This window comes from Vibrio sp. 947 (assembly GCF_033339115.1).
Taxonomy (GTDB): Bacteria; Pseudomonadota; Gammaproteobacteria; order Enterobacterales; family Vibrionaceae; genus Vibrio; species Vibrio alginolyticus.
In genome coordinates, this window is sequence record NZ_JAWOTX010000010.1 from 25,349 (window position 1) to 40,245 (window position 14,897).

The window sequence follows — 14,897 nt, forward strand, 5'->3', positions numbered from 1 at the left end:
GTGATTTATTTTTGTTGAAACTAGTATTTCTAATGGTTTATTGGGCGAATATTTGAACTTTATAAACAGTAAACAATCTGTTGTGGGCAAGAAAAGTACAACCGAGCTCGGTCAGAGGATAAGAGGGCAATAGCCACATAAAAAAATAGCCAACCGCAAAGAGTGCGATTGGCTTATATACATGTGAACAAAATCAAGTTCACTAACAACGTCAGTTGGCTAGGTGACCCTCGGCTTAAGAAGGGTCGATTTATATAATGCAGTTACTGTGCCAACTTTAATATGCCCTAAAATACGTAGTTTCTGTGACATGCGTTGCTTAAAGTTTGAGTAATGTTTGCAATTTGCAACTGCGTTATGCAATTTGACTCTATTATGCTAATGATTGATTAATAAACAATGAACCTTTTAAAGCATGACTAAACTCGCCGTTCCTAAAAAGGCGAAAAAACCAACTACATCTGTCACTGTTGTTAGAATCACCGAGCCAGCCAAAGCGGGGTCCAATTTAAACTTATCCAGAATGATGGGAATCAGCACACCAAATAAAGCTGCGGTAATAATATTGACGATAATGGCCAGCGCGATGGTCCCACCTAGAACCGGAGATTGAAACCACAATCCGGCGAGCCCGCCGATGATTAACGCCCAAGCAATGCCGTTCAGAGAGCCAATACCCAACTCATTTTTCAATAGCTTGAAACGGTTACCTGGGGTGATCTGATTAAGCGCCATCGCACGAATCATTAGAGTGAGCGTTTGGCTGCCAGCAATGCCCCCCATGGATGCAACAATTGGCATGAGCACCGCCAAAGCCACCACCTGCGCAATTACATCTTCAAATAGTCCGATAGTGACAGACGCCAAAATCGCAGTAAGCAAATTGATGCCTAACCAAACACCGCGCTTTTGCGAGCTTTTTAATACTGGCGCAAACAAGTCATCGCCTTCATCCATACCTGTACCGGCCATCAAACGTGCTTCGTAGATTTCACGCTGTGTACTCAATGCAAACTGCCAATCGACTTCACCGATCAGTGTTTGGTCTGCATCAGTTACAGGGAGAGCGGGCAGTGTGCTGTGTTCTAATGCCTCTACCGCTTCAGGAAGCATCATTTTACTGTCTAGCACCGTCACAGCCTCAATAACGAGTGTTTTTAAGCGAGTATCGGGGTCACCACGCAAGATATCGAAGTAGTTGACCGTTCCACGATACTGTTTATTACGATTAATCAGATACACCTGTTGAGGCGTGTCGTAGCTATAGCGCTCCATTAACTGCTTAGCTGTCCCAATCGTAATGTTGAAGGGCAGGGTGATGATCTTACGTTCAGCCCAGTGGCCGAGTTCTTCATCAGCATACTCGTTTGCTTGATCGTAAAGTTCCAACTCATCTTTTTCTATCAACGAGAGCGCTTCGTTGATGATCGACTCTGGCAACGAATCGGCCCATTCGATGAGCGACAAGTTGTCGAGTTTAGCGAGAGTGAGCTTTAGCTCGACTTCAGATAACGCATTGATGATAGAGAAACGTACGTCCGCACGCATTTCCGTTAACACGTCGATATGTAGCTCTAGTGGTAAAGCTCGCCATAAGCGAACACGATCGTCGATTGGAAATGCTTCTAGAATCAGGGCAACCGCGCCGGGCTCGAGGCCCGCTTCAATAGATTCATTGAGCGTTGCGACTTGATCCGCTTCTTCGGCTTGGCCAATTTGCTGGATTAGAGTGGAGAGATCTTGAAACTTGCTCACCGAGTACCCCGATAGTTAATTCGTTTTATGGAAGTATGGCATGTTATTGAGATGCACAACTATGCATCTTAACCTTGCTCAAGGTACTTGAAAGTAACAGAAAAACAATAGGCTATTCGCTGTTGATGGTGAGATATGGCTGTACCAATTGGCGAATGTTCACTTTTGCGCCAATACGGGCTGCCAGCAAGTACATTCCGCCGATTTTTCTGTGTAAAAATAGGGCATCTGCTGGTGGAGTATGCCAGTATTCTTGCTCCATGCTTAGAATGGTGCCAGCCTCGCGAAGCTTTTGTGCTAAGCCGCTGGCTTTGAAATCATAGGGCTCATCGACCAACATAGGTTCACATGCCATTTTCACTAGATCGAGAATCGCTTGGCGTTGGTCTGGAAGGATGGTTTGGCTGAAGAAGCCTATTTGTTCAAGCGCATCATTCAAGCCTTGTTCGTCATTGTTAACGACAGATGCGAAAGCTTGGCGATAACCAGTGCTGAACCGCTCGCTGTACTCGCGAGTGGCCCCGAAATCTAGCAAGCCGATTTGACGAGTGTTTTCGATATATAAGTAGTTGGCGAAATTTGGGTCGGTTTGTACCATCTTAAATTCGAACAGCTCTCGAAACAGTAATTCGAGTAGGCTGTGCATGACAAAATCTCGCGTACTCTGATCATAATGTTCGATTTGCTCAACCGGACTGCCATCAATGAATTCCATCGCGAGAACGGAGTCTGAGCAACTTTCAGTATGAATCTTGGGCACCACAAAATGAGGGTGCTCCTTCAAAGCGTCATGATAACGAATGGCAAATTGTGCCTCTCGTGCGTAATCGGCCTCGTCATGTAGCTGCTTTTTCGCTTCTTCGAGCAATCCTTTGTAGTCGACAGACTCGGGAATCAACCCAACGACCTTGAGCAGTGTACCGACATTATCGACGTCGCTATCGATACTTTTCCGTATGCCCGGATATTGCACTTTGACGGCTAGGTTATCGCCCGCATCGCTGTAGGCTTGGTGCACTTGTCCTATTGATGCACTGGCGATTGGTTTGAAGTTAAATGACAGAAACTCAGCTTTCCAATTCGTTCCTAGCGAACTTTCCATTACTGCGTTGAGTTGTTTTGCAGGCATTGGGTCTGCGTTGGAACGAAGACGGGAAAGAATATCGGCGAGTTGAGGTTCTAAAACATCACCAGCATCCATTGATAGCATTTGTCCAAGCTTCATTGCAGCGCCACGTAGATGAGCAAGTTGGTCGGTTAAACGCGCGATGTTCTGTGGCGTCAGCAAGAGGTCTTTCGCTTTTGGTTTGTTGCCTTTGGCTATCTGCTTCGTGCCTTCTGCAATCACATTGCCTGCGACACGGGTAGCAAGTGAAGCGAACTTGCTGAATCTTGAGATGCGATGGGTAGGTAGGCTTCTTTCCTTTGCCGACATGAATCTTCTCCGCTATTTACTAACTAATTGTTATACGGGAAAAGGATATGTTTGGATACAAATGAAAAGAAAACCGCCAGCGTAACTGGCGGTTTGCGAGTTTAGATAGAGTAGAAGAAGTACAGTTGAGACTTCATTCGGATGATGATCCCGCGAATCACATCTAAGAAGGCCATAAAGCCTATCGGTTTTTCACCGCTGACCCATGCGAGGCCAACAGAGCCAACAGGGATGTCGTAGCCTTCTGGCTCATCAATCTTAAGACGAACAAAGTGGTGTTTGTTCTGTAAGTTCTTTCCAGTGGTGACACGTACGGAATCATCGAAACCCAGTAGATTACCTTGTGACTCACCTGTTGCTTCAACAATGCCTTCGACGGTCGCTGAGAAGATCTTACCTGGGTAAACGGACGAAGAGAATTCCGCTGGCTGACCCGGTTTGATGTTACGAATCGCCTGGTGGTTGACTCGCATCAGCACGTACTTCTCGTTAGTGTACATGTTGATACGCGGCATCATCGATACACGCTGACCTTCACGCAGGATAAAGTTGGTGACAAAGCCATCTGTTGGGGCATGAACTTTTGTGCTATTCAAATCCCATTGCGCTTTTGCAATTTGCTCTTCAGCTTGGCGCAGTTCGGCTTGTTTAGTTTCAACTGCAAGTTCCGCTTTATGAATCGCCAGTTTTGCACGGGAAATATCGACTTGTTTCTTCTTGATTTGAGACTCAAGGGTCAACACGTTGTGACGTGCCATATCAACCGCACTCGATTGTTTGTCGATATCGCTTTCCGTGATGGTGTTGTGCACCACTCGGTTTTGCTCAACATAACGATCTAGCATTTTTTTCTGCAATTTGTAGTCAACTTTCGCCGCTTCCAACTGGCTCTTTGATGTTTCTAGATCTTGCACTAGCGCTTCGTGGTTAGCTTCTTCAATCTCGATGTCGCCTTTTGCTGTAGCTAATGCAACGCGAGCAGAATCAGCGGATACGTTCGCTTGATTTAATGCGATTTTGTATTGCGTTGGGTCAAGTTCATAAATGAGCTGACCTTCTTTAACTTGCTGATTCGGCTCAATGTAAATGTGGTCAACTTTACCTTTTACATTGGTTGAATCTGGACGCAATTGGATGTGTGGTGACTGCACGACAGAACCGCCGGATAAATCCATCGGGGTGAAGTTAATCAAACCTACCCAGACGAACATTAGCCAACCCAAGCCGCCAAGATAAGCGAACGATTTGGTTGCTTTGTTCCAAGGCATGCCAACCAAACGCAACAGATAGATGAAGAGTGCCCATACCGCTAAACCTTCTAACATTATGCTTCCTCTTTTGGCTGTGTTTCTGTTTGCGGTTTACTTTTCCATGTATCACGCAGATTGATGATGGCTTTTTCCATATCAACAAATGCAAAGATCACGGCTAGCACCCAAACCCAGTGCCAGATAAACCCTATCCAGGTCAGCGCAGTGATGAGCCCTATCTGATGATGATCTTTGCTGTGTGCTTTATTGATAGGTAATTCATGGATTTTCCAAAAGCCGTAACACGCGCCCGCGACACTCGCGATTAAAACGACAGCAGCAACAACATGTAACGCTGTATCTGCGCCTGTACCGACAAATGGGACACTCAGTAAACTCATTAAACGCTCCTCTATCAAACTGTTGGCGTATTGTGATCTGAATTTGATTTGCGGCTTTCTTTGTGACAGATTCAATCACTACAGGATTAAATTTGATGTGATTGGTTATGAAAACGGTTCGGTTTATTCGCGCGATGGGCATTCTAAACATGCATAACCTCGCGTTATCTAAATACAATTTGGACTCGGATGAGTTAGGGATCCCAGCATCGGTGTTTCGTAACCCAATGACACTGATCCCGCTAAAAGCCGTTGCGGAATGGTACCGTTGTGTTGAACAAGCCAGTGGTGACCCGGATGTGGTGTTGAGTCTCAGCCGAGGTATTGAACTGCAAAAGCTAGGGCCAGTGGGACGCTGGTTATTCTCCGGCAATGATTTAGCCAGTACCATTCGGCGAGTGAATTATGGTGTGAGCAACCTACAATCAGGGGCGTTTTTTGCTGGCGAACAGTCGGGTAAAATCATCAAATGGACTTACCACAACCCGTTTATAGAAACGTCAGTAAAGGTGCACGATAGTATCCGCTGTGCGGTATTTATGATTAAGGTGTTACGCGAATTTCTTGGCAAAGATTACCAGCCTTTACGTGTCAAGGTTTCAGGCTCGAGAAAAAATACTGAGAGATACCGGGAATATTTCGGCTGCGACGTGGAATGGAGTCAGCCAAAAACAGAGATATGGATCCCGGGAGATGACCGACTAGCTTCTCGCCAAGTGAGCCATCGAGAAGACAACCGTCTAGCGATGAGTTTTTCCGATTTGGATGATTTGCTTAATATGCCCGACCCAGAAGATGAGTTGAAAGTGATTTATGAAGTGGTGAATTACAGCAGCCATTATGGATTGCCAACGTTAGAGCGCGTTTCTTCTCTGCTTGATTTATCTGAACAGCAGTTTCAACGTCGTTTGCATAAATTAGGACTCAATTTTTCGACGGTTTCTGGCTATGTATTGAGTAATATTGCAGCTGGTTTGTTGAGTAAGCGCGTGAGTATTGATGACATTGCCACGCGCCTTGGTTACACCAATGTGGCGAGCTTCAATCGTATGTTTAAGAAACATCGTGGATTAACGCCCAAGCAGTATACGGGAAGATTAGAGAAGTAGTGCTCCACTTATCTCTATGAGTACAAGCAATAAAAGCCCTCAAAGTTGAGGGCTTTGTTATTTTTTTGTGTCGTTTTATGTGGTGGCTATTTCTTAGGACGCCAACTTAGTGCACTTGCAACAGCGCCGATGGCAATTACATCCTTTTTTTGTTCGCTAAGTTCAGGGAGCATCTGTACCGCAATGGTACCGTTCGTCTGCACTGCGGCAATTTCTTGTGTGCCTTCCTTAAAGCTATAACCCAATGGAATGTCTACCGCCATCATGGCGTCAGGACTAGTATGTACAGTTTCTACATTAAAGTGGGTGCTACCAATACGCACTACGCCTGTCTCTTTTTTCTCAAAGCTGATGTCGATGAGAGCGGATTTTGGCTCCATCGCAAACTCACCGACTTTTTTACCATCTTGAGTAATGTCACAGGTGTAAGGATCATTCCCACCAAAATCGACGCCCATGTAGTTAACCGACATACCGCCTCCAGTGCAGTTCAAAAGCCAAGTTTCCCCGCTGTCGATACGAGTCACTTCTGCGCCCATTGAACCTTCTTTGAAAGAGATACGGTTAAACCAACTTGAGTTAGAAGCACTGCGTGAATACTTGCCTTTGTACTTACCAGCAAAATCAAAATGGCCATCCGCACCGAATCCCCAAAAATCACCGTCGGTTTTGATCAGCATTTCTGGTTGTGCTTTTACGGCATCAGTACGATCCATGACGGCTAGGCCACCACAACCAGCAAGGAGCAAGGGAGCGAATAGAATAAGTTTCTTCATGTTTTTCATTTTTTATAGCTTGGTTACATCTAGGGTTTGGTCGGTGAATTGGATGTTCTGAATGTCGTACAACTCGTCAGTGCCTGTACTCGGGCACTCAACAGAAACGCTCTTTGCTTTGATAACAGTACATTCCGCCAGTTTGTGTGGCACTATATAGGTGTTGATACCGCCTTCACCATAAATGCTGTTGTCTTTGCTGTTGCCTTCAAAAGTATTGTTTTGATCATTACCGATCACATTCATCGCGTCGCCGCCAATGATCTTCACTTTTGTTAGCCACTGAGATTTGTAGGTGTACGCTTCTATCAAACCGTCTTTGTTGGGAGCCATACGGAAGGTAGGTACTGTGCCTGGACTTGTCTTTTCTGTGTAGAGCTTGACGCCCGCAGAGTCGATATTCGCGGTATATTGCAAGTATCCGTGGAATAAGCCACTGATCCAATCAACGGCTTGTGGATCTTGGGTTTGCATTTCTTCACGCGTTAACGCTTGGTAGCCATCTAAACCATGTCCGTTTGCTTTTGCTACACCCATGTAAGCTTCAAAAGCGGCAGCAAAATATTCGTGAGAATATGAAGGGCCCGTTTTTTTAACACTTTCAGGATCGAAGTCGTCCGATTTCCAATCGTCCCAGTCATACTGAGTAGGGCGCCACACCGTCGGTTTGCCCGATTGAATATCGTTATAGATGCTTAACGCATGAGCTTGAATGTCATTTTGCAGTGCCGCAGTCGCCGTGTTAGGTGCAATACCTTGCGCTTGGACCAAGTGTAAAATTTCTTCAAAAGCGGCGTCTCGTTCGGCTTTTTTGCCAAGATTGGCGCAGTAATCGGCAAAATTACTCATGTAATGGCAATCGCCTTCAACTGTCAGTTCTCGATACATTAAAGATTGGCTATTCCTTAGCCAGTTTGGTGTTTCTTTACTAGTTACTAATGTTGACGCGATAGATGTGACAAGTGTATCCATATCATCTTCGTTAAGTACCATCATGCTTACAACAAACTTTTCTAGAGAACTCGTATCAAAAGAGTGTGCTAAGCCCGAGTTTGTAACTGCGTCGTTCAGTTTGTCTTGGCGAATCAGTTCGTTGATAAAGATTTTGGTTAACATCTCATCATTCTGTTCGTCGTTTTCGGTCAGCATTAGTGTGGCATCACGCTCGGCTAATGTCTTAGCGATACGAGACTTGTCAGCACCGTACTTAGAGTCTGGTTGGTTTGTGAGAAGGTGTTGGATGATTTTGGCTGCACGAAAGATTTTTTCATTATTCGCACCGTCATCAACAGCCACAATGTGAAATGTATCGTTGTTGTTTGCTTCGGAAAGGGAGATTTTCACATAGTGGGTGAAGCCAGCATCAGCAGCCACTTTTAACTTGGCTGGAAACTCTGTAGAAACGACAGTTGGGATTGTGACAGTGCTCAATGTTGGCACTGGTGGTGGTGGAGGTGTTGTTTTCGATGGTTTCGGATTAGATTCACTGCCGCCACAAGCAGTTAGACTTATCGCGCAAAATATGGCTAAAGGTGTTAATTTGGAATATCTCATTTCATGTTACTCGTAGACTTTATTAGAGCAAGAAACTTAGAAGCAACATAAAGTCCTGTCTATATAAGCAAACTAAGTCATATATGTTGATATTGTTTTTTGGTAAGACCTATTATTCGATACATTTAAAAATATAGTGGATTTTTATTCCGAATTTTATTTTCTATGTGAAGCTATATTCTGATAATGAATAAAACCTCAGGTTATTGCATGGTTTTAGGGGTATAGAATGATTAGGATTATCATATATGTATGGTTTGTAAGCGTATGTAAGCCTGCGTTTTTTTAAAATTATCATTTAAGTAGGTTGCGCAGTATAGGACGAGCGATATACTCCCTCCATCATATTGGTGGAGTAAATGATTCATGGTGGGTAATACAATCTTACTGGTAGAAGACGACTCAGAGATTGCTCGATTAACCAAAATGTACCTCGAAGCCGAAGGGTATACGGTAACTGTCATCGATAACGGTCAAAATGCATTAGAAACGATTAGGGGACTCAAGCCTGACCTAGTGCTGTTAGATTTGATGTTACCAGGAAAGAATGGCGCAGAAATATGCCAAGAGGCGCGTAAGTTTTATCATGGTGTTATCATTGTTTTGACTGCGACCGATGATGAAATGAGCGAGGTGAGCTTATTTAAGTTCGGTGCTGATGATTACCTTACCAAACCGATAAAAGGCAATATCCTTCTCGCCCGTATTGAAGCAGCGTTGCGTCGCTATTGTCGTCAAGTTGATATCGTTGAAGAAGAAAAGCTGAGCCGATATGGCATTAGTCTTTGTCTTCGTCGCTCCCAAGCATTTTATTTGCAAAAAGATATTGGTTTAACGAGTTCTGAGTTTGAAATTTTAGAGCTCCTGATGCTGAATGTCGATAAGCCAGTATCTCGTGAATCATTTTGTCGTCTTGCCCGAGGCATTGAATACTGCATTACTGATCGTTCGATTGATATGCGTATATCCTCGCTAAGGAAGAAGTTCTCCAAGGCTCATATCCATACGGCTACCATTAAAACCATACGTCACCACGGCTACATGCTGACAGGTAAATGACGCGTGTTTTCCCTGTTTACTCGTCTATATGTGGGGTTAGTAACCGGCCTTGCGCTGACTGTTGCTTTGTTTCTCTTTATGGGGGAAGAGTACATGCGCAAAACAGAAGTCGGTGTTTTTTTGAGTGACGGTGCTTATTTTGTCGATCAATACATTGAGCAACGAGGCACTCCGGATTCTCTCTACAAGAAGTTAACCGAAAACGGCAAGCAAGATTTCTTTATCTTTGATTTAACATTGGTTGAAAACTGGGACGGATCACCGCCTTGTCGAGATTGTAATCTGCTGTACCGTATGCAAGGGATACCTGTTTATCTTATTGATGGCAGTACCTATGCTGCGGTATTCCCTTTGCCTAACACTTCGAAGAGTTTAGTTTTCAAAGAAAAAACGGATTTCTTTAGCCCACACGTTGATTGGAATGAAGATTCTGAGATTGTATTTATACTTACTCTACTTTTGGTTGTTGTATGCAGTTTAGGCATTATGGTTTACATACCTGTACGACGTCTTGACCGCCAAATTCGGCAACTAACGGCTGCGCAACAACAATTTGGTTCTGGTGAGTTGAATACGCGAGTCGAGCTAAAGCAATTTTCGCAACCCGTGAAAGAGCTCGCCCAAGGCTTCAACTGCATGTCTGAAGAGATTGAGAGACGAGTGCGCCAAACACACATCTTTACTCAAGCTATTCCTCATGAAGTGCGCACTCCGCTGAGTCGTATTCAGCTAGCGACGGATTTAGCTCGACGCACGAGTGGTGAAATGCAGGCAGAGTTACATGACGATATTGAACGATACGTTGATGTAGTGACGGATTTAACATCCGACATCGTCATGCTGTCTCGCTTGAGTGTGAAAAACCACTCATGGATCGATTCTGTTGAAACCATGGAACTGCCACTTTGGTGTAAAAGCCGCATGAATTACCTAGGCTTAGAGTCCGCCATGTTGAGAGCAGAAAATGAACTCGCGAACCAATTGATTCACTTTCAGCCTACTTTGGGTAACCTTGTCCTCGATAATTTACTGCAAAACGCCAAGCGTTATGGTGAGTCCTGCGTTGAGGTGACGATTCGAACGGTAGCGGATTGCTGGAGCATCGATATTGAGGACGATGGTCCGGGCATCCCTGAGGCGATGCGAGAAGAAGTATTTATGCCATTTTCGCGCTTAGACAAAAGCCGCAACGCCGACATGAAAGGCTTTGGTTTAGGGCTTGCCATCGCTACCAGTGCAGCGCGGCAACTGGGGTGGGAGCTTTCTGTCGGCGAGAGTCACTTAGGCGGCGCACGTTTTACGGTGCTTATTCCTGCCAACGGTTAGAGTAGGCACTGCGGTAGTCTGGCTCTGCGATACCTTCATACAAATCGTCACAAGCTTGCAGTGGACCTACGACGGTTCGGTAGGGTAGGACACCTGCCCAAACAGGGATGTCCATGTCTTCCGCATCGTCGTTGACGCCAAAATTGCTGATTTTCACTGATGCCTCCGTGAGCGGGATACGCAGTAGCATGGTGGCTTTGAGTTCTTTTTCATTACTCAAACGGACTTGTTCTGTTCTCCCCGGAGCGATCTGTTCAATAAAGTGATTCAGCAACCTGTCTTTCTCTTGGTTATCTTCCACCACCTCAAACTGGCCAAAGACCACAGCACTGCGATAATGCGCACTGTGGTGAAACGCACTTCGAGCCAATACCCAACCATCAAACAAAGTAAAGGTTAAGCACGTTTGCACTCCTTGTTTGAGTGAGCGTAACAGTCGACTGTTGTTGGCACCATGGATATACACGTAATCATCGACACGCCATGCCAGCATAGGGATGACCACAGGGCCTGACTCGTTGGTTATCGCAATATGAGCGATTAGGCTGTCATCTATGATGGCGTGCAGTTTGCTAACATCAGAGACGGCTTTATGTGCGCCTTTCTTAATTTCCGTTCTATTGGTGTTGGATAGCATTTTCTCTCCTTGTTTGCTCACGATTACGAGCGATTGATCCTCATTCTTTGATTGCAATGTAGCGTTTAACTGGTAGCTTAAAGAGAGCCAGTTTTAACTAATGGATGGATCCAGTTTGTCTTTGATTGATATCGGTGACCTGCATTTAAAAGACAGTGAAGGAACGCGTCAGCAAGCGTTGTTTTTGGCTATTCGCAAGAAAATTGTTCAAGGACTGTGGGTGAAGAATGGGAAGCTGCCTTCTACGCGGAAGCTTTCACAAGAGCTTAATCTAAGTAGGAATACCGTGATTTCTGCCTACGAACAGTTAGTGGCGGAAGGGTACTTGAACAGCCAAAAAGGTTCTGGCTTTTATGTTGCCGTAGAACTGCCAGAGCAGTACTTGCCTGAACCTAGTTCAGTTCAGAGAGACTCATCACCGAAAGCTCACTTTGATATCAACCGCGCATTTGCACCGGGTGTGCCGGATTTGGACGCATTTCCGATGGCGCAATGGCAAAAGTTACTCACTCGCCATATGTCTCGTACTTGCTTGTTGGGGAATCAAGATATTCAGGGTAGTTGGGCATTGCGCTGTGCTTTAGCTGACTACCTCGCATCAAGCCGTTCAGTGAATTGTTCTCCAGAGCGCATTATTATTACCTCTGGGGCGCAGCAAGCGTTGTCGATTGCGACGATGGTAGTGCTCAAACAAGGTGATAAGGTTCTGATGGAGCAACCAGGTTACGCGCAAATGCGGAAGTTGATTCAATTCCAGCAGTATAAATTTGAGCCTTTATTCGTCCGAGAGAAACTAGGCTTTGATGTGGAAGCTGTGACCACAAGCGATGCCGATGCCCTGTATATCACCCCAAGCAATCAATATCCGATGGGCACCACACTCAATACTGAGCAAAGAGGAAAGATCATCAACTGGGCAGTCGAACAGTCACGTTGGATCATCGAAGACGATTATGACAGCGAATTCCAGTTTGCTCATCGTCCCTATACCAGCTTACAGGGGCTAGCAGCTCAAATGGGTCGAGATGATCGTGTGTTGTATGTGGGTTCCTTCAGTAAAGTGATGTTTAACGGATTGCGGCTTGGCTACCTTGTAGTTCCTGAACGTTTAGTAGAGCAATGCTTAGTGGTTAAGGATGCGTTAAGTGGTGATTCGCCGACGCATACACAAGAAGCATTGGCAGACTTTATTACTGAAGGTGGGTTATTACGTCATATTCGAAAAATGCGTCGACTGTACAAAACTAAGCATGAACAGATGCATGTATCCATTCAACAGCATTTTGGCGACCGTGTTTGCGTCGTTAGCCAAGCGGCGGGGCTTCATGTTACGTTGAAATGGCAAGACGGTATGGATGAGCAGCGTTTTATAAAACTAGCAGAGCATGAAGGGATCATCTTGCGACCTTTGAGCTATTATGAACACCCAGATTTTCAAGCACGTCACTGGCATGGTGCCGTGCTTGGTTACGGCAATATCGCGTTAGAGAACATAGACGCTGGTATCCAACGTTTAGCTCACATATTTCGAAATGGGAAGCGATGACTATTCAACTACACGTGTTTGTCGCTTATGTCGCCACTGTTTCCAAGGCAGTAAAAGTAGAGTAAAAATGCCAAGTGCATAAAACATTGACCAGCCTAAACATATAAAAACACCGGTACAAAGCAGTAGGGACAGTCCCGCGAGTGTTTTACCAAATCCTCGAAGCAATTTGAAAGCGGCTAACATCGCCAACATGTAAACCAGAACGAATACACTGTTTGCGAGTTTTAGGAAAAACTCCAGATCGAGCTGTGATAGGGTTCCTATCACACAAGATATCAATAATATGCCGCCAACTAATATGGTGGCTGAGAAAGGGACACCACGACGTGAAATCTTGGCTAGTGGACTAGAAGGACGATGTTCACGAGCTTGAGCCCAGACCATTCGCGCTAGGCTCTGTGTGTATAAGTTAACGCTCGCGAAACAAGCGGAGAAACCTATCAAGCTGATTATCCATTTGGCTCCATCGCCTAGTAGTTGGGCACTAAGCCAGGGGATGGATGCGTTATCAAATTGAGCGTTACCATACGCGCCAAATTTTAAAATAACGACAGAGCATGCCCAATAGGTAGCCCCTGCTACAAAACAACCGACAACAATGGCAATAGGGAAATCTCTTTGAGGGTTTTTGAACTCTTCCCCCATATGGGCAAAAGCCTCTATGCCAACAAAACACCAGAACATCACGCCTAACGCTGCGGTAATAGGCCAAATTGACTCTTGTGTGATGGCGGGCATCACAAGATCGGCGCTGTTAACGTCGCCTTTCCATAAAAATGCGCCAACAAGTGCGAAGACACTCAAAGCAATAAGAGTTTGTAAATGACCTGATGATTTTGTGCCCATCAAGTTGACGAACACAAGTAGTACTACCGTCAGAATTTGTGCAAACAGATTGTTGCTAATAGGTTCTGGCAATATTTGTTGTAGGAAGCCTGCGGCGAGTGCAATCGCGGCCGGAACCCCTACCGGAATGACACTAACAAATAGCCAAGCGACACTACTTTCCAGTTTGGTGTTAAAGGCTTTGCGTACAAAAAAGGCTGTTCCGCCCGCGTTGGGGTATCGTTTACCCAGTTGAGCAAAAGTCAGCGCAATAGGACAAATCGCGATGAACAATAAAATCCAAGCCCATAGTGAAAAATGGCCAGCTATACCTGCTGCGATAGCCGGGATCATAAACAGCCCCGTTCCCATTAATGTGGTGGATAACTGTGCGATACCTGATGTGAGTGAAATGTCTTTTTTGAGCTCTTCCATGCGAATTGATTCATCCAATGTTATGAGGCTTATTACGAAAAAGCTTGTGGCTTCTGGTTATTTCGTTTTATGTGTTTAAGCGATGCTATTTATGTGCTGAGTACTTAAGTTGGGAATTTGATTTCAATGTGTTATCTATTTTCTGTTGAAATGGATAACAGCACTCATCTCATGCCCGCCAAATAGCATATCCAAAATGTTAATAACAAAATGATTTACTAAACCGTCAATATGACGGTTGTTTTAAATAATTCCAACAAAATGTTGGTTTCTTATGCAGTTAGAATCGGTATAGAATGAGAAAAATAAGGAAAGCTTGGTAACGGTATGGACAAGTTTGATCATAAGATTGTGGATCTGCTCAGGCACAACGCTCGGCTGTCGGTGACTGAAATTGCGGATAAAGTAAACCTTTCTCGTTCTGCGGTAACGGCCCGTATTCGCAAGCTAGAGCATGACAAAGTGATTCTAGGGTATCACGCTGAAATTGCGCCTTCGGGTGGGGATTCGATTTGCGCCTATTTTGCCTTAAAGTTCGATAAATCAACCTCTACGTATTATTGCGAATCATACGCGGACGAATTATACAAAATTGATGGCGTAAAATGGTGTCATGCGATCAGCGGTGAGACGGACATGATGGTTTTTGTCGAAGTGCCTACGATGGCTCGCTTGAACGAAATCAGAGATCAAATTCAACGATATCCAGAGCTTCGAAACCTGATGACTCATACCGTCTTAGCTGAATTCTTTAACACGACTGGGAACCTGTTTGTGAAGTGACCA

13 protein-coding genes are annotated in these 14,897 nt (G+C 44.9%); 5 read left to right on the top strand and 8 right to left on the bottom strand.

Annotation, left to right across the window (positions count from 1 at the left end; all coding sequences use genetic code 11):
* Window positions 1-408: 408 nt before the first annotated feature.
* From R7Q39_RS14195 to R7Q39_RS14210, 4 genes are all read right to left on the bottom strand, one after another.
* Complete coding sequence (locus R7Q39_RS14195) at window positions 409-1,755, bottom strand: magnesium transporter (protein WP_005373641.1); 1,347 nt, start codon at window positions 1,753-1,755, stop codon at window positions 409-411.
* A 112-nt stretch (window positions 1,756-1,867) separates the two neighbouring features.
* The gene (locus R7Q39_RS14200) at window positions 1,868-3,190 is read right to left on the bottom strand and encodes an AarF/ABC1/UbiB kinase family protein (protein ID WP_318076392.1); all 1,323 of its coding nucleotides are present in this window, start codon (window positions 3,188-3,190) and stop codon (window positions 1,868-1,870) included.
* A gap of 101 nt (window positions 3,191-3,291) precedes the next feature.
* Window positions 3,292-4,515 (bottom strand): HlyD family secretion protein, encoded by a 1,224-nt coding sequence (locus tag R7Q39_RS14205; RefSeq protein WP_054577755.1) that lies wholly within the window; start codon window positions 4,513-4,515, stop codon window positions 3,292-3,294.
* Window positions 4,515-4,841 carry an MFS transporter gene (locus tag R7Q39_RS14210; protein WP_054577756.1) on the bottom strand — a complete coding sequence of 109 codons (327 nt, stop codon included), beginning with the start codon at window positions 4,839-4,841 and terminating at the stop codon, window positions 4,515-4,517. The genes R7Q39_RS14205 and R7Q39_RS14210 overlap by 1 nt, the downstream gene beginning before the upstream one ends.
* A gap of 107 nt (window positions 4,842-4,948) precedes the next feature.
* Between R7Q39_RS14210 and R7Q39_RS14215 the strand changes: the two genes are divergently transcribed.
* A complete protein-coding gene (locus R7Q39_RS14215) occupies window positions 4,949-5,950 on the top strand; it encodes an AraC family transcriptional regulator (RefSeq protein ID WP_213909480.1) in 1,002 nt (333 codons plus the stop codon).
* Between the two features lie 86 nt (window positions 5,951-6,036).
* On the opposite strand, the gene R7Q39_RS14220 is transcribed toward R7Q39_RS14215, so the two are convergent.
* Together R7Q39_RS14220 and R7Q39_RS14225 are read right to left on the bottom strand one after the other, a co-directional pair.
* The gene (locus R7Q39_RS14220) at window positions 6,037-6,726 is read right to left on the bottom strand and encodes a hypothetical protein (RefSeq protein ID WP_031778833.1); all 690 of its coding nucleotides are present in this window, start codon (window positions 6,724-6,726) and stop codon (window positions 6,037-6,039) included.
* A 12-nt stretch (window positions 6,727-6,738) separates the two neighbouring features.
* Window positions 6,739-8,280 carry a hypothetical protein gene (locus R7Q39_RS14225; protein ID WP_318076393.1) on the bottom strand — a complete coding sequence of 514 codons (1,542 nt, stop codon included), beginning with the start codon at window positions 8,278-8,280 and terminating at the stop codon, window positions 6,739-6,741.
* Window positions 8,281-8,646: 366 nt separating this feature from the next.
* Between R7Q39_RS14225 and R7Q39_RS14230 the strand changes: the two genes are divergently transcribed.
* Together R7Q39_RS14230 and R7Q39_RS14235 are read left to right on the top strand one after the other, a co-directional pair.
* The gene (locus R7Q39_RS14230) at window positions 8,647-9,339 is read left to right on the top strand and encodes a response regulator transcription factor (protein WP_054701819.1); all 693 of its coding nucleotides are present in this window, start codon (window positions 8,647-8,649) and stop codon (window positions 9,337-9,339) included.
* Between the two features lie 3 nt (window positions 9,340-9,342).
* Complete coding sequence (locus R7Q39_RS14235; RefSeq protein WP_017819871.1) at window positions 9,343-10,665, top strand: ATP-binding protein; 1,323 nt, start codon at window positions 9,343-9,345, stop codon at window positions 10,663-10,665.
* On the opposite strand, the gene R7Q39_RS14240 is transcribed toward R7Q39_RS14235, so the two are convergent.
* A complete protein-coding gene (locus R7Q39_RS14240; RefSeq protein ID WP_054701822.1) occupies window positions 10,646-11,302 on the bottom strand; it encodes a pyridoxamine 5'-phosphate oxidase family protein in 657 nt (218 codons plus the stop codon). The two genes, R7Q39_RS14235 and R7Q39_RS14240, sit on opposite strands and share 20 nt — an antisense overlap.
* A gap of 100 nt (window positions 11,303-11,402) precedes the next feature.
* On the opposite strand from R7Q39_RS14240, the gene R7Q39_RS14245 reads away from it, so the two are divergent.
* The gene (locus R7Q39_RS14245) at window positions 11,403-12,848 is read left to right on the top strand and encodes a PLP-dependent aminotransferase family protein (protein ID WP_318076394.1); all 1,446 of its coding nucleotides are present in this window, start codon (window positions 11,403-11,405) and stop codon (window positions 12,846-12,848) included.
* On the opposite strand, the gene yjeH is transcribed toward R7Q39_RS14245, so the two are convergent.
* Window positions 12,849-14,111: an L-methionine/branched-chain amino acid transporter gene (gene yjeH / locus R7Q39_RS14250; RefSeq protein WP_226083296.1), complete on the bottom strand. Its 1,263-nt coding sequence runs from the start codon at window positions 14,109-14,111 to the stop codon at window positions 12,849-12,851.
* Window positions 14,112-14,438: 327 nt separating this feature from the next.
* Here yjeH and R7Q39_RS14255 point away from each other — a divergent pair, with 327 nt between their 5' ends.
* On the top strand, window positions 14,439-14,894 hold the full coding sequence (locus tag R7Q39_RS14255) for an Lrp/AsnC family transcriptional regulator (protein WP_005373615.1): 456 nt from the start codon (window positions 14,439-14,441) through the stop codon (window positions 14,892-14,894).
* Window positions 14,895-14,897 lie beyond the last annotated feature (3 nt).